This window comes from Ruegeria sp. AE3 (assembly GCF_056542225.1).
In genome coordinates, this window is the sequence record NZ_JBQFZL010000002.1 from 218,114 (window position 1) to 241,526 (window position 23,413).

The following is a 23,413-nucleotide window of genomic DNA, read 5'->3' on the forward strand; positions in this document are numbered from 1 at the left end:
TCCCGAAATCGATTGATCTAACTACGGAAATCGCAGGAGTTCCCCATGGTCGACATCGCGACCCGTGTCTACAATCATAAATGGAAGATTGACCCGATTGTCCGGTCTTTAATCGACACAGACTTCTACAAACTGCTGATGTGCCAGTCAGTGTTTCGAAACAAGCCCCAAACAAACGTGGTGTTTTCCCTGATCAACCGGTCGAATCACGTGCCTTTGGCCCGTTTGATTGATGAAGGCGAGTTGCGGGAACAGCTGGATCATATCCGCTCGCTTAGTCTCAGCCGGGGGGAAAGCACCTGGCTGCGGGGCAACATGTTCTATGGAAAGCGCCAGATGTTCCGTTCCGATTTCATGGAATGGTTCGAGAATATGCGCCTGCCGCCTTACCACCTTGAATGCAAAGGCGATCAGTACGAACTGACCTTCGAAGGCAAATGGCACGAGGTCATGTTGTGGGAAATTCCGGCGCTGGCGGTATTGATGGAATTGCGGTCGCGCGCGGTGCTAAACGACATGCGCCGGTTTGCGCTACAGGTGCTTTATGCCCGCGCGATGACCCGTGTGTGGGAAAAGATCGAGAAGCTGAGTACGATCAACGGTTTGGGCATCGCGGATTTTGGCACGCGGCGACGGCATTCCTTCCTGTGGCAGGACTGGTGTGTGCAGGCGATGATAGAAGGGCTCGGCCCCGCGTTTACCGGGACGTCGAACTGCCTGATCGCGATGCGGCGTGAGGTTGAGGCCATCGGCACCAACGCGCATGAGCTGCCGATGGTCTATTCCGCGTTGGCCGACACCGATGCCGAACTGGCGCAGGCCCCTTATGACGTTCTCAGCGATTGGCACGACGAACATGACGGCAATCTGCGCATCATCCTGCCCGATACCTACGGCACCAAGGGCTTTCTGGACAACGCGCCCGACTGGCTGGCGGGCTGGACCGGTATTCGCATCGACAGCGGCGACCCGGCTACCGCCGCCGAGGTGGCCATCGACTGGTGGAAAGCGCGCGGAGAGGACCCGACCCAAAAACGGATCATTTTCTCGGACGGGTTGGACGTAGGCAGTATTCAGGAATTGCATGCACAGTTTGCGGACCGCACCAAAGTATCTTTCGGTTGGGGTACCTTGCTGACCAACGATTTCCGCGGACTGGTCCCTCATGACGCGCTGGCACCGTTCTCACTGGTCTGCAAAGCCGTATCCGCCAACGGACGCCCGACGGTAAAGCTGTCGGACAATCCGGAAAAGGCAATGGGCCCCGCGGATCAGATCGAGCGATACAAACGGGTGTTCGGCGTGGGCGCACAGGAAGCGATCAAAGTGATTGTCTGAGCTAAGGCATAATACCAAACACTTACCCTCAATTCATATGATGTCAGGACTGAACGACCACCGACTGGCGTCGGTAGGATCGGCGATATGGTCTTCGAGGTATTGCAGCACGATATCTTCGGCGATGGCGCCGTTGGTGGTTGAGAAATACCTCCTGCCCCAGAACCGGCGACCCCAGTAAGGGCTGCGCAGCGCGGGAAGTTCTCGTTGCACCTTGTGAGACGAACGGCCCTTCATCTTGCGCACCGGACCCGAGATGGCAATCTTCGGCGGCACCGACACGAACAAATGCACGGGATTGCTCGACAACACCCCGCGCAAGATGTCGACCTCGTTCTCGTGGCAGACCCAACGGATGATGGCGCGCACCCGCAAGCGCACCGCACCGGTCAGCACCTAGTAGCGATACTTGGTCGACCAGACGATATGGTAGCGGTGATAGAAAACACAGTGCTTGCCAGTGTCATACTACATGACCTTACCCTCTGGAAAATGAGCCTTCGAACCGGCTGCGGCTCATTTTCCAGAGGGTGAAGCCATAACACGATTCTCCGCGCTGAAGCAGGTCCGACTGGAGGTCGGAGGGTTTACTCCAATGCGTGGATACCAAACAGTTGGTTCATAATTCGCAGCTGCGCAATCTCACATTGATGATTATCACTCAGCGGATACCATCAACAAGCTTTCGAGAAGTGTAACACGTGAACCGCCCATCAAAGTCTTCAATGCCTGGTTTTGAGCGCAAAATTGCCGCTTGCGGTTACCTGCTTTGAGGCCGCACTTCAGACCAAGGAGCGTTTCCTCGAACTGAACCGAGTATCTATCTGTACATGGGATTTTAATCTTCGGAAAACTGGTGCCGCTGAAGGGCATCTAATACCTGTTCCATGACGTTTCACGGCATACCATAATTTCCTCGGTCGTCTTATTTTCAGTGACTTACCTGTATCAACGTGTTCCACTATGCCCCACAGTATACTATATATGGAGGGTGGATAGAGAGGTGGATGATTGTCACGTACGTTGAACAAACTCAGCGCAGCATCCCTGAAGGCTTTCGCACCCGGAAAGTACTCTGACGGAGGCGGGCTGTGGTTCCTCCGACGTGAAGACGGTGGGGCACAATGGTTTCTGCGCTTGACAGTCCATGGACGTCGGCGAGAGATGGGTCTTGGGTCGTTTCCAGAAGTGTCACTCAAGGAAGTTCGACAAGAAGCGGAGAACTGGCGCGCCGTGGCTCGTATGGGCGCGGACCCTATCAAAGAACGCGCGCGACAGAAGCGTGATGAAGCCAGCAAACTCCACCTCCTGAAAGACGTTGCCCTTGATGCCTTCGAGAGCCGCAAAGCGGAACTCAAGGGCGATGGCAAGGCGGGCCGGTGGTATTCGCCTCTTGAGCTACACGTGCTGCCCAAGCTCGGAAAGGTGCCAGTTGTCGAGCTGGATCAGAAGGATATCCGCGACACGCTGGCCCCGATTTGGCACGACAAAGCCGACACGGCGCGAAAAGCGATGAACCGTCTGTCCATTGTGATGCGTCATGCAGCGGCTCTTGGGTTGGACGTGGATCTGCAAGCTACCGACAAAGCCAAGGCGTTACTTGGAAAGCAGCGGCACAAGGCTAAGAATATTCCGGCGATTCCATGGCAGGATGTCCCGGCCTTTTATCAAAGCCTGAACGGCGGCACTGTCACTGAGTTGGCGTTGCGCTTGCTGATACTGACTGCCGTTCGTTCTTACCCGCTGAGGCACCTGCACCTTGATCAGATTGAGGATGACGTCTGGACGATACCCGGTGATGCTATGAAGGGTCGGAGGGACGCAACGGCAGACTTCCGTGTACCGCTGTCACCGGAGGCCCTGTCGGTTATTGAACAAGCCAAGCCTTTAACCCGAGACGGCTTCCTATTCCCAAGCGTGCGTAGTGGTGTGATTTCCGACATGACAATGAGTGCTTTTATGAAGCGCCGTGGTTTGATTGAGCGACCGCACGGCTTCCGGTCATCGTTTCGGGATTGGGTTGCAGAAACGCAGAACGTTCCGTTCGAAGTCGCGGAGACATGCTTGGGTCATATTGTCGGTGGGTCGGTTGAGCGGGCCTACAAGCGCACGGATTTTCTAGTGCAGAGACGAAAGTTATTAGAGCTCTGGGGAGGGTTTCTAAGGGGCGCAACTTGAATTAATGAGTGAGGGCTTAATGATGCACGAACCTTTCGAAGAAGCAGTCAATTGGCTTGAAGTGCTCACAAAGGAGTATGTTAAAGAAGGCCAACTTATTTTGCCGCGCACGGAACCGAATAGAAACATTCACATGTTACGGCTTGGCATATACTGGGTGCCGGATGACATTGAAGTTAGAGGTTCAACTGAAGGCACGTTTGTGTGCGACAATGAATCAGCGGAAAAATTACTAAATATTTCTGATAGGGACGCCTCGGCATTCGATTTATGCAAAGAGATTGCATCGCATCAGTTAGCGACAGGGCGGGAGCTTTTGCCAGCGCTCAAAACTTTTACCGCCTTGTTTATGACAGGACTGCTGGAGCGCCCCAAAACTACCCGTCGCAGCGTAACTTGGTTAAAAAACATGTTTCTATTGACGATGGCAAAAGTCACGGCGGCGAATTTTGAACTTAATTTGACGAGGGGCGATGCGCAACGCACCCATGAATCTGCTTGTGACGCAGTAGTCGTGGCACTGGAGAGAAATGGCCACTACCGAAGCTATCGTTCAATAAAAGAGCTTTGTGTTGGAACCGGGCAGGAAAACAAAGAGCTACGTCAAGAGTTTATTGCTTGGGCCGAAGCCATGAAAGTTGCTATCGAGCGTGATCCTATCGCTGCAGACCTATTCCCGCGAACATGGCTTGGTGTCGGAGTTAGAAAAATACCTCCGTCATGAAAAGCTTTGTTGGAAAAGGCAGAGTTTGTGCACCATGCAACAACACGGTGCACAATTATGAAACTGCTTTCCTTCCAGGACCTGCAAGCCAAGTTGGGCGGTCGCAGCCGATCCAGCGTTTACAGGGATGTGGAACTGGGTCGCCTACCTGAGCCTATCAAATTCGGCTCTCGCCTCTATTGGAATGAGGCCGATATCGACGCTGCAATCGAGAAACAGGTTGCTGCCTAAAAGAAACCCCCACCCGAGGCACGGGCGGAGGCAAATTCTTTTGGTTAGCAGCACGAGAATAGCCCGAAACCCGATGCCTTTCAACAATAGAAAGGTAATACAGGATGATTTTCGAGCAAACCCGAACAATTGAAAGCGAACTTCCACCACCCAACGCGCTGCGCGTGTATCGCTGGGCAGACCTTCCGAACCTAACGGCTCCGGCACTCTACCGGGTCACAGATCCGGGTCAGGAGCCGCGTGAAATCTATGCCTCCAAGCACAAGCGCCAAGTCCTTGAGGGTCTGATGCGGTCGCCACTCTATGCGGCCAGCTACTGCCGCCTGTCGGACCAGGTACTGCCCCTGCGCCGCGACGACGGCGTGAACATCGAATGCAAGATGTATCGGGGCGATGCCGACACCGGACGCCAGAAGTTCGGTATTTGCTTTCTCGTCAGCAAAGTCACCCGCATTGGCGGTCAAGAGGTGCGCTAATGAAAACGCGCAAGCTCCAAGCCCGCACCCTGCGCCGCAAACACGGCCTTTCCGAAACCGCTGCACGTCTGATTGCCAGCCTTCATTATCGGGAGGCTCGGTCATGATGGTTGTTATTAAATGCAATGAGCGGGAGGAAATCCGCATCTCCCGCGAGCCTGTGGACGCAAAACCCCATCCGGGGTGCGACGTTGTAGAATTCCGCATCTGGTCAAAAACTAAGACTGGGTTACGCCGCACCAATAGAGGCGTTTTGTTTGAAGGGTCCCTACTGCCTGAAGTTTTGAGGGCTCTGTTGAACGTCGCCAACAGGGAACAGGTGGGGTAATGGGGCGCGATAAGAAAAACGAGCAACGCGTCGAGCATTGGACAAAGCTCGTGCGAAACATGATGGAGGAGCCCGCTTGGCGGGCCCTCTCCCCTGTAGCACAGGCGTTGTACCCTTGGCTCAAGCTTGAATGGCGAGGCCCGCAGGCCAACAACAACGGAAAGATCCAATTCAGCGTCAGGCAGGCCGCAGAAGCGCTTGGTGTGGCTCTGAACACTGCTGCTCGTGCATTCCACGACTTGCAGGCCAAAGGCTTTTTGGTTGTCACAAAGCCAGCCCAGCTTGGCCTTGGCGGCGAAGCTCGCTCAGCCCTCTACGAGCTTACAGAAATAGAGATGCCACACAGCAGTCGTAGGGGCGGACGGATGCTGTACCGGCAGTGGGCTCCAGGCATTGAATTTCGCGTCCACAAAGCCGCAGCACATAACCCTTCTGGAAAAAGCTCAAAAATAAAACCCTGTCGCAAATTTGAAGACGTGACCGTCTTAAATTTTGAGACGTGTAAGGAAAGGACGTCGCAAAAATGAAGACGTGCCGTCGCAAAAATGAAGACGTAAACGGCCTTTTTCAGCGCTCTCACGTCGCAATTTTTGAGACATCCTTAATCTACCAGGGGGTCTGGGGGAAACGAACACCTTCTGAACCAACAATCCAACAAGCGAGGCATGAGCAATGACGGATGAAAAAGACAACGTGAAGCAGAGTAACGAAATTGCAAAATCGAACGACGTCGACCAAGCACTAAAGGCGTTTGAGGAGGACATCACCGATGCCGAAAAGGCAGCAATTCAGGAGATGGCAGAAAAAAGCTGCGCTAAGGTCAGACCGCCAAACTTGAAGCTGACATTTGATGAGCGCACCCAACGCTTAATAGTTGGATATAAGGGAAAAGACCCTTTGATGGCTGAGGCCATGACAATGCTCGAACTCGGCACGTCGGATCCAAGGTTCTATCGTGGCATCATTGGGCAGGTAGCGACGCTTGGCGAGCATGATACCCGCATCTCCGAAACTGCCTCCGATTTCATTTTGTCGGTCGTTGGTGGCATTGAGCCGCAAGACCATGTTGAAACGATGCTAGCAGTCCAGATGGGTGCAATCCATCAGGCGACGATGATGCTGGCGCGAAGACTGAATCACGTTCAGACCATCGAGCAGCAGGACGCAGCCGAACGCGCTCTCAACAAACTGGCCCGCACTTTCACAAGCCAGGTCGAGACGCTGAAACGGTATCGCGCGAAGGCAGACCAAACGGTTCGGGTCGAGCGCGTTGAGGTGAAAGACGGCGGTCAGGCCATTGTTGGCGACGTACACCATGGGGGGCGGGTAAATGGAGAAAAGTGACTCCAACCCCATGCAAAGGGCACACACAGCCCCTCGATGCACGGCAACATCAAAGCGCAGCAGTCTTCCCTGTAAAAACCCGGCGGTCAAAGGCTGGACTGTTTGCCGGATGCACGGCGCTAGAGGGGGTCATGGTCCTGGTAAAGCTAATCCAGCATACAAGCATGGTATGCGTAGCCGTGCGGAGCAAGAAATGAGGAAGGCTATCAACGAACACGTACGATTGGCTCGCGAATTGGAGCGGTCGATTGAATGAACCATCGACTTACGGGCTCAGCCGTCAACGAAACGAAAATGCATCGCAGTTCTACACCGCCCTTGGTGACGCTGCTATCCTGTCGAAGGATGACACTAACTTGTCGTTGATAGATGCTTTGCGTTCGCTCCTTCCACCCGATGCACGATCCGTAGTTAGTAGCTCAGCGCCCGCTGAGGATGTCATTGCCATCGCTTCGAAGATTCTAAAGTCAAATTCTTAGGGTCAGGGTTCACAACCAGTATTTGGTGGTTGCTGCGAGGGTGATGACCGAAAGGAATACCTTGGGACAGCGGTCATTACGGGTTGCGACGCGCCGAACTCGTACCCCCTCATTGAAATCGTAAATCCCCATCTAGGCGCGCCGCACCACACTGCTACCTGTGCGACTTGTTCAAATTGCGTCCATGAGATGAAAGGTGCGGTTGCGTTCGAACATTCAAAAAACGCAATCTAAATTCCAACGGATTAATGGTGAACTCGTGGGGCGGCGCGCCGAACTCAACAACCCCCTCAAATCCAGATGGAAAAACTGGAACGCTCTAGGCTCTGGACCTATAAACGGGTAGCAATTTCAACGGCAGCTTCCATCAGCACCGGACGTTCGTCGAAATCGCCGCTATGACCGAGTTGCGGGACAAAGCCGTCGCTCCCATCGCCCAGTACAATGACGGCAGGCAGCCCAAAGCGGTCTTTGGAACCGACTGCAGTTCCAGAGAGGCTGTAGGAGCAAGACTGACTGTTCGCTCCGTCAACAGCGGACTTCCATCTTGGCAATTTTGTAGGCATCAATGCTTCGGGCTGCTTCGAAGACCTCCAGGCACAGAAACAAATCTTTGAAAAGTATGCGCAGTTTCTCGAAAGCACGCACCGGTTCGAGTGGCATCGCCGAACCAAATCCCGAACTCCGTTATTGAGCGGTATGCAGCTCTATGTCCCTCGTCTTTGAGTTCTCGAGTCTTGCAATGCTTCACACTGCAAGCGTGATAGATTTTGAACGGGTATAGGCGTCGAGGCCTTCCAACCCTTTTTCGCGACCGAAACCGGACTTCCGGTTGCCGCCAAAGGGCAGTTCGATTCCGCCGGCCCAATAATCGTTGACGGTGACCTGCCCCGCATCCACCCGCTGCGCCATGCGCAAGGCAATAGACATGTCGCGGGTGTAGATCCCGGCCGCCAGAGCAAAATCGGTACCATTGGCAAGCGCCAGTGCTTCTTCTTCACTTTCGAAGGTTTGTACGGCAAGAACAGGACCAAAGATTTCCTGGGTCACCGCATCGTCGCTAGCGCAAAGATTGTCGAGGATGGTCGGTTCAAAGAACCAGCCCTTGCCGGTTTCCGGATCAGTTGCGATGTTGCCACCGGTGGCGATTTCCACCCCGCGCGCGCGGGCACGCTCCACGTGGCCCGCAATCTGCGCCAAATGCCGTTCTGAGTTCACCGCACCCATATCAGGATTGCGCAGCCCGTGACCGAAGCGCAGGCCTTGTGCTTTTCTGACCAGCCGCTCCAGCACCTCGGCGTGCAGATCGCGATGGATCACGAGTCGGGAACCAGCCGAGCAAATCTGCCCGGAGTTGGAAAAAATGGCCCACAGCGCGCCCTCCGCCACCGCCTCAGCATCAGCGTCGGCAAAGGCGATCAGCGGCGACTTGCCGCCCAGTTCCAGGGTAAGACCGGTCACATTGGGTGCCACATTCTGCATTACCCCGACACCGGTTGCCACCGAGCCGGTGAAGGTCACATGCCGCACACGGGGATCGGTAACCAGCGGTGCGCCGGCCTCGGTGCCGGTGCCGGTGACCACATTGACCGCGCCCGCAGGCACGCCTGCACGCACCAGAAGCTCAGCGATCATCAGCGCGGTAAAGGGCGTGGTCTCCGCCGGTTTCACAACTGCCGAACATCCCGCCGCCAGAGCCGGCGCAATACCGCGCACAAAGGTCGATGTTGGGTAGTTCCATGGCACGATATGGGCGGTCAGGCCCACCGGCTCGCGCAGGGTGAAGGCGGCGTTGCCGTTGCCGAGGTTGACGCTGCGCCCGTCCAGCTTGTCAGCGGCACCTGCGTAGTATTCGAACAGGCGCGCCGAACCCGCGACATCGCCCTTCGCCTCAGCCAGAGTCTTGCCGCTGTCGAGACTTTCGACCACTGCCAGCCTGTCCGCTTCGGCGCGCATCAGACGCGCCGCCTCGTTCAGAATGGCGCAGCGGCGGGCGGGCGGTGTGTTGCGCCAGACCTCGAAACCCTTGGCGGCGCTGGTCACGGCACGGTCCACATCGGCCGCGGTGCCAGCGGCGAAATCGGAAAAGGCCTCGCCGGTGCCGGCATCAAAGCTTTCCATGCGGTTGCCGCTGTCGGCGGCAACGAACGCGCCATCAATGAAGTGATCGCACGGCAGATCCGGCAGCGTGCCGGTTTCGAAATAGGTGGAAATCATCTGGTCGGAGGTCATCATGCATGCTCGCTGCATTTGTAGGTGGATTTGGCCAGCCACTCGGGGTTGATCTCAACGCCCCAGCCCGGGGCATCGGTCACGACCGCCTGGCCGTCCGTGATTGTGAAAGGATCATCCAGGAACAAGTCACGCTGCCACGGATAGTAGTCGTCGCCCTCGATCGAGAATTCCAGGTAGCGGCCCGGATTGGGCACCGCCCGCAACAGATGCATGGCGAACAGCGTCACCAGCGACAGGTTGGCCGCATGCGGGGTGCAGGGCAGCCCGGCGGCATGGCCCATGCGGGCCACCTCCATGCTGCGCACCATGCCGCCCAGATACAGAATATCGGGCTGGATGATATCCACCGCGCGCATCGCGACGATCCGCTTCCACTGTTGCAGATCCCAGTCCTGCTCGCCGCCGGCCACGTCGATGGACAGCTTGCCGGTGACCTCGGCGGTCTGTTCTAGCTCCCAATAGGGACAGGGCTCCTCGAAGTGCTCGTAGCCGTTGGCCTCCAGCATCCGCCCGACCTCGATCGCGCGGGCGGGACCAAAGCCCGAGTTGCCATCCACCAGCAGCGCCGCATCCGGCCCCATGGCTTTGCGGATGGCGGGGATGATTGCCTCGGTGCGGCCGTCCCATTCGTCCTGGTCTTGGCCGCATTCGGCACCGACACGCACCTTGAAGGCGTCAAAGCCGTAGTCATCGCGCAGGCATTGCATGCGCGCCGCCTCGTCCCCGGGCGTGATGTCACGCCGCATGGAGGAGGCATAGGCCCGCAGCGGCCCTGCCGAGCCGCCCAGAAGCTCGGCCACGGGCTTTTTCGCAGCCTTACCGCGCCAGTCCCAGACCGCAGTATCCAGACCTGCCATGGCCCGGCGCAGATAGGTGCCGGGGAACTTGTGCTCGCGCAGTGGGATCTCAGCGATCACATCCTCCAGCGCGCTCATGCCGCGCCCCAGTGCCCAGGGCGCCACCTGGCGGTGCAGGATCTCGCAGGTCAGGTCGCTGCTGTAGGTGGACACCTGCCCCCAGCCCGTGCTGCCGTCCTCTGCGGTGACCCGCACGAAGCCGACCAGCGGCGTGCAGAAGGTCTCGATCCGGCGGATCCGCGGCCCGGTGTCGTCCCTGCCGCGGGCGTTAGCAACCGGCACCGCGCCGGACATGGAATAAGGCGTGCTCATGCGTCCTCCAGAATGAGATCAGCGGCGCGGTGCGCCAGCATCATGGTCGGGGCATTGGTGTTGCCCGAGGTCAGGTTGGGGAAAACCGAGGCATCGACGACGCGCAGCCCTTGCACACCATGCACCTTCAGCCTCGGACTGACCACCGAGTCCTGCGTGCCCCGCCCCATGCGGCAGGTGCCGACCGGGTGAAAGACGGTGCCGCAGCGTTCGCGGAAATCGGCCAGGATCCGGTCGTCGTCCATGCGACGCAGATCCGGATCCATCGCCGAGTCCACAAGCCCGTCCAGTGCCGCAGTATTGATCAGCCGCTGGCACAGGCGGCCGCCCGCCACGACCTGTGCGCGATCCTCTTCGGTAGCCAGCGAATTGGGGCGGATCCGGGGCGGAGCCGCTGGGTCGGCAGCGCTAATGTCGATACGGCCGCAGCTGGTGGGGCGGGCCGGCTGAAAGCCGATGATGAAGCCTGGAAACGGGTCGGGTTGCACCACCGTGCGCGTGCCGTTCGGCGTGGTGGTATATGTGACCGGGTTGAAATACAGCTGCTGGTCAGGGTGGACCTGATCCGGGCCGGAGCGGAAATAGCCGCCGCACTGGTTCACTGACAGGGCCAGCGGCCCGCGCCAGGTCAGCGCATATTGCAGCGCCGCGCGCACTTTCCCGGCAAACGGGCGCAGCACGTTGTTCAGCGTTGGCTCAGTGGCGCGGAAGTAATAGTTGATGCCCAGATGATCCTGCAGGTTGCCGCCCACATGCGCCGCATCCAGCAGCGGCGTGATGCCGTGGGATTTTAACAGCTCCGCCGGACCGATACCCGATAGCTGCAGAAGCCGCGGCGAAGTCACGGCACCGGCCGACAGGATGATTTCGCGGCCGGCTCGCAGGGTTTGCCTCCTGCCCTCACGCACCACCTGCAGGGCAGCGGCCCGCGTGCCCTCAAAGATGATCCGCTCGGCCTGCACCCTGGTCATCAGGGTGACGTTGGCCCGCTTCAGCGCGGGCTTCAAAAACGCCCGCGCTGAATGCATCCGGCGGCCGCCGCTGGTGTTGATCCGGTAGGCCGCCGCGCCCTCGCAGGCGTGGCCGTTGATATCCTCGGTGCGCGGCAGCCCCAGTTCCTCGGCCGCGGCAAAAAAGTGCCGGTTCACCGGGTGGATCTGATCCGAGACATCCTGCACATGCAGCGGCCCGGCACCATCGCACCCGCCATCGGTGCCAATGCGGCTCTCCATTGCCTCATAGGTCTGCCGCACAGTCTCCCAGTTCCATCCGTCCGCTCCGGAGGACGCCCAGTCGTCGAAGTCGCGTGGTAGCCCGCGCGCATAGACCAGAGCGTTTATCGCGGCCGACCCGCCCACCACCTTGCCGCGCGGCCAGTAGCCCGAGCGTCCCGCCAGGGCTTCTTCAGGCTCGGTCTGGTATTTCCAGTTTACCTTCGGGTCGAAGAAGGTCTTGCCGTAGCCAAGCGGCAGCGCAATCCAGGGCGACCAGCCTCGCCCGCCGGCCTCCAGCACCAGCACCTTGTGTCGCCCGGAAGCGCTCAGCCGCTCTGCAAGAACGCAGCCCGCAGAACCCGCCCCCACTATGATGTAGTCGAAGTTTTCCATGCCGCCCTCTGCAGTCTGTCGGAGTGTTTTGGCATGAGGCGCTGGCATTCTATAAACAAATAATTATTTGTTATAGATGTGGAAAAGTTTGCAATGTAGACGCTGCTCATGAACGACATGCCTCCCTTGCCCTGGTTGCGCGCTTTTGAGGCTGCCTCGCGAAACGGTAATTTCTCCAGCGCCGGTGAGGAACTCGGGCTTACGCCGGCTGCTGTCAGCCATCAGGTGCGGTCGCTCGAAGAGCATTTGGGCTATCAGTTGTTTTCCCGCAAAAAACGGCCCATGGAGCTGACCACAATGGGGGAGCTTTATCTGCCCTGGGTCATCAAAGCTTTCGAAACTCTTCGGCTGGGTACGCGGGATGTTTTCGGCACTAGGCACATGCGCCCGTTGAGGATCCGTTGCCTGCCGACCTTCGCGCAGCTCTGGCTTTTAAAGCAGTTGCCTGATTTCCGGGTGCGATATCCGGAGGTCAATATGCAATTGCATATGGGTACTTGGGCTAGCGCGATCCAATCAAGCCAACTTGATATCGAAATTCGATTCGGGAACGGGGATTGGCCAGGGCAGCGCGCAACGCTGCTAGGTCGTCCGCCCGTAGTTCCAGTCTGCCACCCAAGCCTGCAGCCAAGTAGCGAAACGCTTGAGGCGTTGCGAGACTCTCCTTTGATCGAGATCATCGGTGTGGCCGACAATTGGCACCAATTTTTCCGTCAGGAGAACCTAGCGCCCCCCGGACATATCCCGGCGCTCAATGTGGATCAGAGCATTGCAGCCCTGGAACTTGCCGCAAATGGGATGGGACATGCGCTGGTGTCAGAGCTTTTCGCAATTCCCTATCTGCAAGACGGGCGTCTGGTGCGCTCTTTGCCCCTCGAAAAACACACAGACCAGGCGATCTATGTCACCTGCCCGGAGGGTCCCGTCAGCTACGGGTGTCAAATGTTTCTGGATTGGATTGTCGAGCAGTCTTCTCCGATGCGCCAAGTGTGACTAAATTCAAAGTGCTTTGCTGCGCAGGACGCAATCGTTTGCCATTTCACGTCTGATTGCACGCATCCAAAGTGCCGAATTGAAAACGGCGACTGCTCACTACGCCCGGTCCCTGGGCATACGATACAAAGTTCATGCTGCTCCCACTACTAACGGCAGCTGTTCATCGCAGCGGCGCTGCCAAAGTCAAAGCTGGATCTGACGAAGGGGTGGGTTTCAAATGACGCTTTATGCTCTACTCTGCCGCTCGTGCCTGGCGCAACATTCGAAACTTGGGCTCAGTGCCGTCATCCGAGTGTTTTTGTCGGATGACCGCAATGCCGCGCGGAGCCGCCTTTGCGATGGTCGATTCCATTCCCTGAGGCATCGTGATTCAAGGTCGACAGGAGGATTGTCCATGTCGCATCTGTTCTGGCTCGACCAAGAGCGTCTCAACCGCATCAAGCATATGTTCCCAAAGCCACGCGGTGTTGCGCGTGTCGATGATCGCCGCGTTCTCAGCGGCATCATCCATGTCATTCGCAATGGATTGCGCTGGCGAGACGCTCCGTCCGATTATGGGCCACACAAGACACTTTACAACCGATGGGCTCGATGGTCCCACATGGGCGTCTTTGCACGTATCCTGACCGAATTAGCCGCTCAAGGCGATGAAACAGGCACGCTAATGATTGATGCGACGCATCTGAAGACCCATAGAACAGCGTCCAGCATGGGGCTCAAAAAAGGGGGCGCGGCCGCCTGATTGGCCGCACCAAGGGTGGGCTGAACTCAAAACTCCATGCCGTAACCGATGCGGTGGGTCGTCCAATTCGGCTATTCATGACGGCGGGAAACGTCAGCGACTACATCGGAGCACGGGCACTTTTACCCTCACTACCTGCTGCGGAATGGATGTTGGCGGATCGCGGATATGACGCCGACTGGTTCCGCGAAAGCTTGAAAGAAAGAAGCATCAAACCCTGCATACCATCGCGCCGGAACCGCAAGGACATCATCCCACATGACACAAAGATTTATCGAATCCGCCACAAGATTGAGAACATGTTTGGGCGGCTTAAAGACTGGCGTAGGGTCGCGACCCATTATGACAGATGCCCTGTAATCTTCATGTCGGCCATTGCGCTCGCGGCAACCGTATTGTTTTGGTTATGAGTCCAGAGCCTAAAATCAACACGCGCCACCCACCGACAGAGGATCGCATTGTGGCGAAATTGTGTCTACGACTCGTTTTGAAACTCACTGTTCGCCGTTTGGAAACAGACTTTTTCGATGAAGTTTGCAATGTTACGGGAATCCCCCAATTTCGGGCTTTGCTTGAGTTGGGTAGATTGGGGTCAGAATAACCACTTACCCCCTCGTGACGAAGATAGGGGCTGGCCTCGACCCCCTCAGCCAGCCCTTATTCTTGTTCTGGCCACCCCGGCAGATTGTTTGGAACAGGCACGTCATTCCGAACCAGCCAGTCACGTATTGCTGCCCAGTGGTCCTGTGACCCAGCTGTGTACCGCCGTGAATGTAAATCGGCTATCTGTTGTTCAAGGTAAGGCCACCAGTGCAGCTTGATCCTTAGGCCATGGGATTTGGCCCAAGCGCGGATCGCCGCCTGCCAATCATCAACTCGCCGGGATTCAAGTTCTTTGTAAAGGTCAAAGGGGATTCGATAAGGCCAGTCAGACATGCGGAACAGATAGCGAACTTCTGGAGCTTGTCCAAACGGTTTAAGAAGCCTACCGTTGTCTTATGTGCAACCTGTACTCAAACACCATTCCCGCAGAAGCAATGCGCCAGCTGTTTGATTTAGCAGTTGAACAGAACCGTCTCGGGAATGCTGAACCGCTGCCCGCAATTTATCCAAAGCACATGGCCCCGGTGGTCAGGCTGGCCGAGGATGGAAAGCGGGAACTCGTGCAGCTTAGTTGGGGATTTCGAACCACGAAGAAATCGAAGAAGACAGGGGCAATTATCCAACCTGAAGCTTGGAACAACGCGCGAGATGACAAGGTGCGCTCAAGCGGGCTTTGGCGTGGCAGTTTCGAGGAAAGGCGCTGTTTGGTTCCTGCCAGTTCGTTCTGTGAAGCCAAGGGACGCAGCCCTGCAACCTATTACTGGTTTGCCCTCAAGGGTGAGGAAGACCGCCCGCCTTTTGCGTTTGCCGGAATGTGGCAGACGTCGCGCTACCAGGGCAAGGACGGGCCGGAAGAAGCAGCGACTTACACCGTTATCACCACGACAGCGAATGAAATTGTAAAACCAATACACCCGCAAAGAATGCCGGTGATCCTGCAGCCGGACGACTATGAGCAATGGATGTCGGGAAACCCTGAAGAGGCCTTAGACCTACTTCGGCCCTACAATGCAGACGATTTGCAAATCGTTCGCAGCGGCGAGAGTGAGAAGTCAGATCCGTTGACCTGAATGCTCTATCCTTTGAGCTTTTCATTCGTCCGCTTTGAGCCCAAAGTCGTCATTGGTTCGACAATTCAACGCCGCTCCTAGGTGCTCGGTGACCAAATAATCAAGACAAAAAAAATGGCTATTTGATTTCGAAGTTGTCAGTTGAGGAAAAACTGAGTTTTGCCCGCGAATAAGCCGAATTCCAGTCCAGCGAGGTCATGAAACAGGGTGCGCATAGTTTACATCCACCGCCATTACACGCGTCTTTGAAGTAGGACAAATTCCTCATCATAGTCTGTCCGCCCACCTTAATTTCAGCTGTTGAAAGTGAAAGTTTCAGGTCTGACTGAGGTACAAACCCTTTATTCATATACATGCCACAGACTGCCGCTTTGCCCTCAAAGTTCATTGTCGCGTATACGATGATTGTTTCTCCTTGCCGGTTTGCGACCCATTTCACAGTCATCTTTCTGAATTGCTTCTCATTTCCTTCGACAGCGAAACAACCGTCCAGAAACCTACCCTCCGCGCTGGCCATCAACGCTAAACCTATTGATAGAACAAATGCGACCGCAAATTCTAATATAACGTAGCGCATGAAGTGCCCCCTTTCGACCATCATAAGTTGGTCAAAGTGCATTTGATTGCTTGGTCAAACGCCTTTTTCAGATCGTTTCCGCTGTTCGGAAAAGTCACCAGTTTTCGGCCTGCACTATCATGAATGGAAATCGGCTGACTCTGAGCGATAAGTGCTTTCAACTTGCCTATTCCTATCGGCTGCCCGCCGCCCAAGGTATGGCTTGTTGCTGAAATCATTGGGCCGCCATACATTGCTTGACCGATCCTTATCTCCTGTGAGCCTGATTTGAGCGTTAATCCCTTGATGCCGCCACGGTAATTCCAACCCAGCGCGGCAACGTAGACAGACCACGCTTTGTCGTTTTTTGCCTCGAACTCTAACGAAGCATTCTTAGCAAACAGAGCTGCACTGCAAAGATAGTACCTGCCGCGTCGCCCAGTTTCGGCAATAACGTAAGTCGCAGGCTTCTTAACAACTGACCAGCTTCCATAATTTGCGACACGTTCGCTACTTGGTGTAGCTGGATCAGCCATACATGCCGCACCTGATAGACCAAGCAAAATAGTCAGTACAAAGAAATTGCTACGCATTATGAAAAACCCCGTGTTTACAACTCCTTGAAAAGACTTAGAAGCCGGCGTGTGTAAGATTTACTACTTTCAGCTTCTTGGCCCCTTGATCTCGGTCAAACATGAGCGCTAACGGCCGCTTGAATGGCGCGCAGTGCATGACGGCTTTGTCCGCAGAGCAGATATTGCCTCATAGATTTCACCTGCAATAACCCGCCCGTCTAAGCCGTGACTTAGCCGCTGCCGTCTCCAAGTGCCGGTATCGGCCACCTGAGTACCTACGGCAGTCCAACGCGTGCCCAGCGGCGATAACAGCGGCCCCTATGTCCTGGCCGTCGGCATAGCACACCCCAACCCAGCGGTCGTGCGTACGTTCACCGTTCAAATCGCACGAAATGGTCTTGCCGCGCAGATAGTTCACCATCCAGCGCTTTGCGTCCTGACCTGACCTTGTCCCGAGTTCGGGGGCATCGACGCCATTCAGTCGAACCGGCGTTCCATCGACAACAATCGTGTCAGCGTCACGCACATGCAGGCTGGCGGCATTAGCAGATGGCGCAAGAAGGATCAAAAGCAAAAGTAAGCGTTTCATTCCGACGATATAGGCAATCCGCGCAAACTCTTCACCTCTATCCGACGTCTTCATAAGAAGAAACTCGGGCTAACCCCGTAGAGCACAGGTATCGCGGGTCTGTACGTCGGTTTCGCATTTTCCCTCACAGGGGATAATAAAGCCTATTTCTTACACAGACTTATAGACGTTGCTCTAAAAACCGCTGTTGGTAAAGGCTTGTCGCATTAGAGGGGGAAATTGCTATGAAACTGATTATTGCGGCTCTGGCCGTGTGTTTTGCGAATGCGGTCAATGCGCTGACACTTCAATACGACTATGTTGGTGATCCGTGGACCTGTCCGTCCTGTCTAGCGGCGCAGGGATATCAGACGACGCCTTTGGTTGGATCAATAACCATCGATCACAGCCAGGCACCGGACCTACAGGGGCAGACCTTAAGACTTTTTTACGATGAATCCGACCGATACAATGCAACAGAAACCTGAACCGTCGCCGCTGCTTCCAAAACATCTTCAGTTCCCCACAATCCGGTGGTGTCCGGGTTCGGTGGTGTAAGTTTTGCGTGGGTTCCTTGGCTCACATTGGCTGGTGAATTTGACCAGTGGTTTTGGAACAGCATCTATCAATCAGACCTGAATTTTACCTTCGACCAGAACCTGAACATCACCTGCTGGACAGGCTACGCCTACTATGGGGGAAGCGAAGATCCCGGATCGACTTGCGGGTATGACGTGATTAGCAACGTCAAGACTACCGGCGCTGGTACATGGACAGTTTCAGATGTGACGCCTGTGCCGCTGCCCGGAAGTGGTCTATTGCTTCTCGGGGCGTTGTTGGGCCTGACAGGCTATCGGCGCTCTATGGCACTGTGACAGTAGCGGAAGCTGAGGTTGACGGAATCATTGCCAACTCTTTCAGCATCTTCCCCTTGGAGGGGAAGAACAGCTTTTGTGAGCTTTTAGGAGCCAAAAAAGAGGCGCGCCCGATACAAGCGCGCCCAGTCCACAGGGAGAAAATGAAAAAACTCGCGCTCTAAACTCAACATGAGCGCTAACTCGTTAATGTTGTCAGTTTTGGGCATGTAAGGCCAACGACATCAAGAGCAGCTGAAGATTCTGACTTAAAGCTATTGAAGTGCATTTCTCGACCCGCAGTTCGTTAAGGGTGGATTCAGAGGTGGACTGTGATTGTACCACTTACATCAAACCATTGATTTTAGTGTATTTAATTAGAAAAGCTGGTGCCGCTGAAGGGACTCGAACCCCCGACCCCATCATTACGAATTTTGCCGTCCATGAGTTGGACACAACCGGATGAAGTCCTATTAAACCAGTTAACTTATTACGATTGCTTGACTATTTCCGAAACCTATCTTGGCCGGTGTTGGACCGCGCAGTAGAACGTTTGACGTACATTCCCTACTAATCCCCTACTAGTGACATACCGGCGACCGCGCAGACGGGCGTTGCAAAGGCCGACCCAGGCGTCATGTAGGTGCAAGTTGTCAATTGCGCGAAGACCTATCGGCCAAGAACCCGTATCGACGATGCTAGGGTCTGATTTGCATTTGGCGGACCGAAGCGCCGGCGTTACGAAAAAGGGCACCGACAACGGCGGGACGGCAGATTAGCGCATATGCACCGGCTCTTTTCCCTTGAACTGCCCTTCACGCGCTTTCTGCGCAATGTTGCATTAGTGAGTCTAGCGGCTCTGATCCCATTGGTCCTCCTCTACGTCGTGACCCGACCAGGCTTTGGCGCCATGCTACTTGACGGTGGGCCTGCCCTGTCACGTTTTCTTCGTCAGATAATCACCAACGGCCTGCCGGTCGTTTTCATCGTGAATTACATCTCGTTCTTCCTGTTCGCCTGGATGAACACGAAGTCACCTGGAATGCGAGACCCGGCATTAGTTGTACTAGTCGACATCTGTGCCAGGCTTGCTGCGTTCGTAACGCTGCACGCTCTAATATACGTCCTATCTGCGGACTGGTTCGGCTCCTTCGCCGGCAGCCGCATCACGGCATTGAGCGTCGTCGCTCCTACGCTTGCAAGATCGGCGCTCTTTGAGAACATCTCGGGCGCCTATCTTTATGCCACGTTGGTCAGCGCCTTGCCGCTCTACGTCGTTGCGATAACGAGATCTGCCCGGCTTGGCAGTATCGCGCGTCGCTTTCCTGGGAAAGCAGGTCCAGTGATCATCGCCCTGGTCCTGTTCTTGGTCTTCGTTCTGATGTTGTCGGGTATCGCAGCTCTCGTCGTTCAGCTGCAAGCTTAGGTAGGGGCGGCGTCGGCTAACTAGCGCGCCGGTCCCAAACTCATTCGACGGGACACGGCAGGTGCTTCCTGCTAGCCGCCTATAGGTAACAGGTGAGCACAAGGTCCAGTGTGGCAACCTTGGGTTTTTTGCAACGCCGCAGCGCTGCCAAACCCGGCAAACACGGTAAACCCGGCACACCCCACCCCATGCACGGCTCTTGCTGCTAATGACGGGAGGCGGCCACCCAGTTCACGCTCTCTTGCACGCTTCAGGAGATTCAGAAGGTAGTTCGTGGCATTAAGCGAGGCCGGGGCCTATTTGTCCTGGCTACGTCCACCCTCGGTCGCCATAATCTTTGCAAATCAATCAGCTAGAATTTCAAATCAGACAAAATCGTTCGAATCGTTGACCTGGCCTAGTTATCGGTTCGCCTCCCCAAACACCCAACCGCACAAGCCGGCGACGACAATAGCGAATTATGGACAAAGACGTTGAGAAGATCCTCGAGTATTGGCGTGTTTCTCTGGCCGACAGTGCGCTAGGGGACGGTAAGTTCACCCAAAGAGACCGGAAACGTTTCATCGAGGTATCCGGGGAGACTGTCCGCTCAGGGAAACTCCCAGACGCAATGCTCGATAGAGTATTTGGTGGACAGAAGTCAGCGAAGAGCGTTGCCGTACGATTTTGGCCGCTCGTCATGACTCGAAAGTCGTCTCACGGCGCAGCTCGTGTTGATGGCTTACCTGAGATCGTCGCGCCAGTTGTGACAGAAGCAACAATCGATCGCGACGGGCAGATCACACCCGTACGCAATGCTCTGGCGCGAGATGTGCTGTCACCACTTCCGTCCGGCGAGTTTTCAATCGGCAGTGTAGACGATCTCGATGACTTTCTGACCGAGACACCTTTGCCTGACATGATCGTAGAAGGTTCATGGCCAGAATACCTCGGCCATTGTCGCAAGATGGTTGATGCTGTCGCAGAGGGCTGGCCGAATGGCGACGAAGATTACCAGTCAATGGGCTTCGGTTTCCTGGAGCCAGCGGAAGACGCCAGTGCCACAATCCGCAACATCTTGGACCTGTACGATAAGTTGCTTAGTGAAAAACCAGACGCGCCGCTATTGAGACAAGTCGCTGCGCCTCGCAAAACGACATCCCCTCCTGACCCTAAAGTAGAGGATGAATTCAGTCGCCGCCTAGGCCACTCCAACCCACACTTCCCTTTATCGGAGCATCAGCGCCAGGTTTTGGCTTACCTTGATGTTTCGTCTCATGGAGAAGTCATTGCTGTGAACGGCCCGCCGGGTACGGGCAAGACAACAATGCTGCTATCGGCGGTGGCAAGCCTCTGGATCAAAGCGGCACTCAAGGGTGACAATCCGCCGATCATCGTTGCCGCATCCACCAACAACCAGGCAGTCACAAACATCATCGATGCTTTTGGGAAAGACTTCGCCAAGGGAGAAGGACCGTTCGCCGGGCGGTGGCTCCCCGATATCAGTAGTTTCGGAATCTTCCTTCCGTCGCATTCTCGCAAGTTAGAAGCAGCAAAGAAGTACCAAACAGAGGACTTTCAGACAGCATGCGAGAGCATTGAGTACTTCTCACAGGCCAAGGAGGAATACCTACAAGCTGCGCAGGTCGCTTTTCCTGCTCTATCAGAAGCTCGCGTAGAGCTAGTGGTAGATGCCATTCAGAGTGAAATAGCAAAGGAGGAAAAGAAACTCTCTGAACTGGATCAGGCCTCCAAAACCCTCGCAGAGGCTCAAGAGGCGGTAAGGACGGTCCTTGGCGAGAGCCCTGCTGAAGCGGAAAAGGGGTTAACTAAGGCGGCCGCCGAGGCGCAGCAGAACCGGGAACGGATTAAGGCCGCAAAAACCGCCCTGGAAGCACATCTTGCGGCGGAGTCTACATTCTTAGCACTTTTCGGTTTTCTACCAGCCATCAAGAAGAAACGGGTGCTGTCGGCCCAACAAGCAATCCAGGAGTTCATGCCGGACGCCGATGGGTTCATCCGCGTAACAGATGTGGAAGCTCGTGTAACTGAAAGCCTTCGCTCTGCCGAGCTGTCGGCGAAGCAAGCTGAACAGGACCTAGAAAAAGCTGGTCGTCTTCGTTCATCGCTGGCGGACGCTGAGAACCAATGGGATCGAGCGAAATCTGCTGTTGCCGATACCTCAGAAGACCTGGACAGCGCCGCTGATCTCAGCATTCGCTTCAAACTCTTTCTGCTCGCGACCCACTATTGGGAAGGACGTTGGTTGCTTGCTATGGAGGAAGACCTCGCGGGCATCACAGGTTCATCAAACAAGACAGGGAAGGCGACACTCGTTCCGCGCTGGCAAAGACGCATGATGCTAACGCCTTGTGCCGTTGCCACATTCGCCAGCTTGCCAGGAAAACTGACATACAGTCGTAAAACTGGTGGCAAATGGGCGAAAGAGTACCTGTACGACTTCATTGATTTATTGATTGTAGATGAGGCCGGACAAGTCTTGCCGGAAGTTGCCGGAGCCAGTTTTTCTCTAGCGAAACGAGCTCTCGTGATTGGCGACACCCAGCAGATTGAGCCCATCTCATCTGTTCCGAAGCCAGTTGATATCGGGAACCTGCGAGAGGTTGGCCTGCTGCAGAATGATGACGAATGGAACACGTTGTCGGAAAGAGGTTTTTGCACCACAACCGGAAGCGCTATGCGGGTTGCACAAGAGGCTTGCCACGTCTCACCGTATGCTGAACTTGAGAAGGGGCTGTATCTATTCGAACACCGTCGCTGCTTTGACGAGATCATCGGGTACAGCAATGCACTTTGCTACAAGGGGAAACTGCGTCCACTTCGAGGCCCAGTCCCAGCTGACGCAAAGCTACCAGGATTGGGATACTTGCATGTCGATGGGCGGGCAATTCGCCTGGGAAGTAGTCGCGCAAATCTGTTGGAGGCTCGGACGATTGCTGCGTGGCTGGATGCCAATAGATCGGAGTTGGAGAGTCGCTATCGGGCGCGCCTCGAGCAAATCGTTGGCGTTGTGACGCCATTCGGCCGGCAGGTGCGAGAAATCAGGACTGCGTGTGCGAGCAGAGGTATCTCGGTAGACTTGCGCGACGGCATGACCATCGGCACGGTCCATTCACTACAGGGTGCAGAGAGACCGGTGGTTATCTTCTCGCCGGTCTATTCGAAGCACGCGGATGGAAATTTCATCGACGCATCGGCCAGCATGCTCAACGTTACCGTATCCCGCGCCAAAGACAGTTGTCTTGTTTTCGGTGACATGGACGTTCTGACTACCGCCCCTCCGGGATCACCTCGTTCGATGCTTGGTGATTTCCTGTTCAGCTCAACGGAAAACGCCCTTGAGTTCGAAACGGAGCCTAGGAGCGATCTTCAAGATGATAGCCGCGAGCTCCAGATGCTTCGCGATGCTGCTGAGCACGATGCGTTCCTTATCAATGCTCTAGCAGGCAATGGGCGTCGATACTCGATCGTTAGCCCCTGGATCATTGCGCGTACCATGGAGAACGTCGGCTTCCTGACTGCCTTTGAGAAGGCGATCGGTCGGGGTGCGAGCATAGATGTATTCTCAGATCCACTTCTGAACGGCAATGTGGCGAGTGATGGTCAAACCCAAATGTCGTTGGCCAAAGACACGCTCACCAAGATTGGCGTGCGTCTCCACGAAGTGCCTCGGTTGCACAGCAAGATCGTAGCCGTCGACGGCGATCTGTTGGCGATTGGATCGTACAACTGGCTTAGCGCAGATCGACACGGCAAGTACGCGCGCCACGAGACTTCATTTGTATATCGAGGCCAACATTTGGAGTCGGAGATAAACACGATCTTTCAAAGCTTGGGAGGCCGTGAGAAATAGAAGCACGGCCCCATTGGGGCCATTCTGTTAAGTAATGTCACTTTCAGGTGGAGCCGACTCT

Annotated in this window: 20 protein-coding genes and 2 pseudogenes; 14 read left to right on the forward strand and 8 right to left on the reverse strand. The window is 55.7% G+C overall.

Going from position 1 to position 23,413, the window contains the following annotated elements; translation table 11 throughout:
- Nucleotides 1-45: 45 nt before the first annotated feature.
- Nucleotides 46-1,338, forward strand: coding sequence for a nicotinate phosphoribosyltransferase (pncB, locus tag ACR0NZ_RS07890; RefSeq protein ID WP_480518059.1), 1,293 nt, complete (start codon nt 46-48; stop codon nt 1,336-1,338).
- A 33-nt stretch (nt 1,339-1,371) separates the two neighbouring features.
- Here pncB and tnpA read toward each other — a convergent pair.
- Nucleotides 1,372-1,764, reverse strand: a pseudogene (gene tnpA / locus ACR0NZ_RS07895) (IS200/IS605 family transposase).
- Nucleotides 1,765-2,349: 585 nt separating this feature from the next.
- Between tnpA and ACR0NZ_RS07900 the strand changes: the two are divergent.
- From ACR0NZ_RS07900 to ACR0NZ_RS07925, 6 genes are all read left to right on the forward strand, one after another.
- Entirely contained in the window at nt 2,350-3,516 is a 1,167-nt protein-coding gene (locus ACR0NZ_RS07900) for a tyrosine-type recombinase/integrase (RefSeq protein ID WP_480518061.1), read from the forward strand.
- Between the two features lie 19 nt (nt 3,517-3,535).
- A complete protein-coding gene (locus ACR0NZ_RS07905) occupies nt 3,536-4,240 on the forward strand; it encodes a hypothetical protein (RefSeq protein ID WP_480518063.1) in 705 nt (234 codons plus the stop codon).
- 57 nt (nt 4,241-4,297) lie between these two features.
- Nucleotides 4,298-4,471 (forward strand): helix-turn-helix transcriptional regulator, encoded by a 174-nt coding sequence (locus ACR0NZ_RS07910; RefSeq protein WP_480518065.1) that lies wholly within the window; start codon nt 4,298-4,300, stop codon nt 4,469-4,471.
- A gap of 104 nt (nt 4,472-4,575) precedes the next feature.
- A complete protein-coding gene (locus ACR0NZ_RS07915; RefSeq protein WP_480518067.1) occupies nt 4,576-4,947 on the forward strand; it encodes a hypothetical protein in 372 nt (123 codons plus the stop codon).
- Nucleotides 4,948-5,274: 327 nt separating this feature from the next.
- The gene (locus ACR0NZ_RS07920) at nt 5,275-5,802 is read left to right on the forward strand and encodes a GntR family transcriptional regulator (RefSeq protein WP_480518069.1); all 528 of its coding nucleotides are present in this window, start codon (nt 5,275-5,277) and stop codon (nt 5,800-5,802) included.
- 145 nt (nt 5,803-5,947) lie between these two features.
- Nucleotides 5,948-6,619, forward strand: coding sequence for a hypothetical protein (locus tag ACR0NZ_RS07925; protein ID WP_480518071.1), 672 nt, complete (start codon nt 5,948-5,950; stop codon nt 6,617-6,619).
- Between the two features lie 488 nt (nt 6,620-7,107).
- Here the strand turns inward: ACR0NZ_RS07925 and ACR0NZ_RS07930 are convergent.
- The 4 genes and pseudogenes from ACR0NZ_RS07930 to ACR0NZ_RS07945 all read right to left on the reverse strand — a co-directional run.
- Nucleotides 7,108-7,194 (reverse strand): annotated as a pseudogene (locus ACR0NZ_RS07930) (IS5/IS1182 family transposase); the annotation flags it as partial.
- A gap of 651 nt (nt 7,195-7,845) precedes the next feature.
- Nucleotides 7,846-9,333 (reverse strand): aldehyde dehydrogenase family protein, encoded by a 1,488-nt coding sequence (locus ACR0NZ_RS07935; RefSeq protein ID WP_480508150.1) that lies wholly within the window; start codon nt 9,331-9,333, stop codon nt 7,846-7,848.
- Nucleotides 9,330-10,502: a mandelate racemase/muconate lactonizing enzyme family protein gene (locus tag ACR0NZ_RS07940; RefSeq protein WP_480518073.1), complete on the reverse strand. Its 1,173-nt coding sequence runs from the start codon at nt 10,500-10,502 to the stop codon at nt 9,330-9,332. Before ACR0NZ_RS07940 ends, ACR0NZ_RS07935 begins: the two co-directional genes overlap by 4 nt.
- On the reverse strand, nt 10,499-12,109 hold the full coding sequence (locus tag ACR0NZ_RS07945) for a GMC family oxidoreductase (RefSeq protein ID WP_480518075.1): 1,611 nt from the start codon (nt 12,107-12,109) through the stop codon (nt 10,499-10,501). Before ACR0NZ_RS07945 ends, ACR0NZ_RS07940 begins: the two co-directional genes overlap by 4 nt.
- Nucleotides 12,110-12,217: 108 nt before the next feature.
- Between ACR0NZ_RS07945 and ACR0NZ_RS07950 the strand changes: the two genes are divergently transcribed.
- The 3 genes from ACR0NZ_RS07950 (at nt 12,218) to ACR0NZ_RS07960 (ending at nt 15,520) form a co-directional block, all read left to right on the forward strand.
- Nucleotides 12,218-13,102, forward strand: a complete 885-nt coding sequence (locus tag ACR0NZ_RS07950) for a LysR substrate-binding domain-containing protein (protein WP_480508144.1) — start codon at nt 12,218-12,220, stop codon at nt 13,100-13,102.
- A 397-nt stretch (nt 13,103-13,499) separates the two neighbouring features.
- Nucleotides 13,500-14,257, forward strand: a protein-coding gene (locus ACR0NZ_RS07955; RefSeq protein WP_480518077.1) for an IS5 family transposase whose coding sequence is annotated in 2 segments (ribosomal slippage) — nt 13,500-13,836 and nt 13,836-14,257 — 759 coding nt in all. Because the reading frame shifts where the segments join, the coding sequence is not laid out codon by codon here.
- 588 nt (nt 14,258-14,845) lie between these two features.
- A complete protein-coding gene (locus tag ACR0NZ_RS07960) occupies nt 14,846-15,520 on the forward strand; it encodes an SOS response-associated peptidase (protein ID WP_480518079.1) in 675 nt (224 codons plus the stop codon).
- A gap of 118 nt (nt 15,521-15,638) precedes the next feature.
- Here the strand turns inward: ACR0NZ_RS07960 and ACR0NZ_RS07965 are convergent, their stop codons facing one another.
- From ACR0NZ_RS07965 to ACR0NZ_RS07975, 3 genes are all read right to left on the reverse strand, one after another.
- On the reverse strand, nt 15,639-16,097 hold the full coding sequence (locus ACR0NZ_RS07965) for a hypothetical protein (protein ID WP_480518081.1): 459 nt from the start codon (nt 16,095-16,097) through the stop codon (nt 15,639-15,641).
- A 20-nt stretch (nt 16,098-16,117) separates the two neighbouring features.
- Complete coding sequence (locus tag ACR0NZ_RS07970) at nt 16,118-16,669, reverse strand: hypothetical protein (RefSeq protein ID WP_480518083.1); 552 nt, start codon at nt 16,667-16,669, stop codon at nt 16,118-16,120.
- Nucleotides 16,670-16,847: 178 nt separating this feature from the next.
- A complete protein-coding gene (locus ACR0NZ_RS07975; protein ID WP_480518085.1) occupies nt 16,848-17,294 on the reverse strand; it encodes a thermonuclease family protein in 447 nt (148 codons plus the stop codon).
- A 170-nt stretch (nt 17,295-17,464) separates the two neighbouring features.
- Between ACR0NZ_RS07975 and ACR0NZ_RS07980 the strand changes: the two genes are divergently transcribed.
- From ACR0NZ_RS07980 to ACR0NZ_RS07995, 4 genes are all read left to right on the forward strand, one after another.
- Nucleotides 17,465-17,707 (forward strand): hypothetical protein, encoded by a 243-nt coding sequence (locus ACR0NZ_RS07980; RefSeq protein WP_480518087.1) that lies wholly within the window; start codon nt 17,465-17,467, stop codon nt 17,705-17,707.
- 96 nt (nt 17,708-17,803) lie between these two features.
- Complete coding sequence (locus ACR0NZ_RS07985; RefSeq protein ID WP_480518089.1) at nt 17,804-18,094, forward strand: hypothetical protein; 291 nt, start codon at nt 17,804-17,806, stop codon at nt 18,092-18,094.
- Between the two features lie 763 nt (nt 18,095-18,857).
- Nucleotides 18,858-19,499, forward strand: coding sequence for a hypothetical protein (locus tag ACR0NZ_RS07990; protein WP_480518091.1), 642 nt, complete (start codon nt 18,858-18,860; stop codon nt 19,497-19,499).
- A gap of 460 nt (nt 19,500-19,959) precedes the next feature.
- On the forward strand, nt 19,960-23,352 hold the full coding sequence (locus ACR0NZ_RS07995) for an AAA domain-containing protein (RefSeq protein WP_480518093.1): 3,393 nt from the start codon (nt 19,960-19,962) through the stop codon (nt 23,350-23,352).
- Nucleotides 23,353-23,413: the final 61 nt, after the last annotated feature.

Bases quoted from the DNA above. Each gene is read 5' to 3' on its own strand.
- ACR0NZ_RS07995 (WP_480518093.1), top strand. From the start codon at position 19,960: ATGGACAAAGACGTTGAGAAGATCCTCGAGTATTGGCGTGTTTCTCTG.
- ACR0NZ_RS07915 (WP_480518067.1), top strand. From the start codon at position 4,576: ATGATTTTCGAGCAAACCCGAACAATTGAAAGCGAACTTCCACCACCC.
- ACR0NZ_RS07935 (WP_480508150.1), bottom strand. From the start codon at position 9,333: ATGATGACCTCCGACCAGATGATTTCCACCTATTTCGAAACCGGCACG.
- ACR0NZ_RS07990 (WP_480518091.1), top strand. From the start codon at position 18,858: ATGCACCGGCTCTTTTCCCTTGAACTGCCCTTCACGCGCTTTCTGCGC.
- ACR0NZ_RS07905 (WP_480518063.1), top strand. From the start codon at position 3,536: ATGATGCACGAACCTTTCGAAGAAGCAGTCAATTGGCTTGAAGTGCTC.
- ACR0NZ_RS07965 (WP_480518081.1), bottom strand. From the start codon at position 16,097: ATGCGCTACGTTATATTAGAATTTGCGGTCGCATTTGTTCTATCAATA.
- ACR0NZ_RS07940 (WP_480518073.1), bottom strand. From the start codon at position 10,502: ATGAGCACGCCTTATTCCATGTCCGGCGCGGTGCCGGTTGCTAACGCC.
- ACR0NZ_RS07975 (WP_480518085.1), bottom strand. From the start codon at position 17,294: ATGAAGACGTCGGATAGAGGTGAAGAGTTTGCGCGGATTGCCTATATC.
- ACR0NZ_RS07950 (WP_480508144.1), top strand. From the start codon at position 12,218: ATGAACGACATGCCTCCCTTGCCCTGGTTGCGCGCTTTTGAGGCTGCC.
- ACR0NZ_RS07960 (WP_480518079.1), top strand. From the start codon at position 14,846: ATGTGCAACCTGTACTCAAACACCATTCCCGCAGAAGCAATGCGCCAG.
- ACR0NZ_RS07980 (WP_480518087.1), top strand. From the start codon at position 17,465: ATGAAACTGATTATTGCGGCTCTGGCCGTGTGTTTTGCGAATGCGGTC.
- ACR0NZ_RS07970 (WP_480518083.1), bottom strand. From the start codon at position 16,669: ATGCGTAGCAATTTCTTTGTACTGACTATTTTGCTTGGTCTATCAGGT.
- ACR0NZ_RS07925 (WP_480518071.1), top strand. From the start codon at position 5,948: ATGACGGATGAAAAAGACAACGTGAAGCAGAGTAACGAAATTGCAAAA.
- pncB (WP_480518059.1), top strand. From the start codon at position 46: ATGGTCGACATCGCGACCCGTGTCTACAATCATAAATGGAAGATTGAC.
- ACR0NZ_RS07920 (WP_480518069.1), top strand. From the start codon at position 5,275: ATGGGGCGCGATAAGAAAAACGAGCAACGCGTCGAGCATTGGACAAAG.
- ACR0NZ_RS07945 (WP_480518075.1), bottom strand. From the start codon at position 12,109: ATGGAAAACTTCGACTACATCATAGTGGGGGCGGGTTCTGCGGGCTGC.
- ACR0NZ_RS07910 (WP_480518065.1), top strand. From the start codon at position 4,298: ATGAAACTGCTTTCCTTCCAGGACCTGCAAGCCAAGTTGGGCGGTCGC.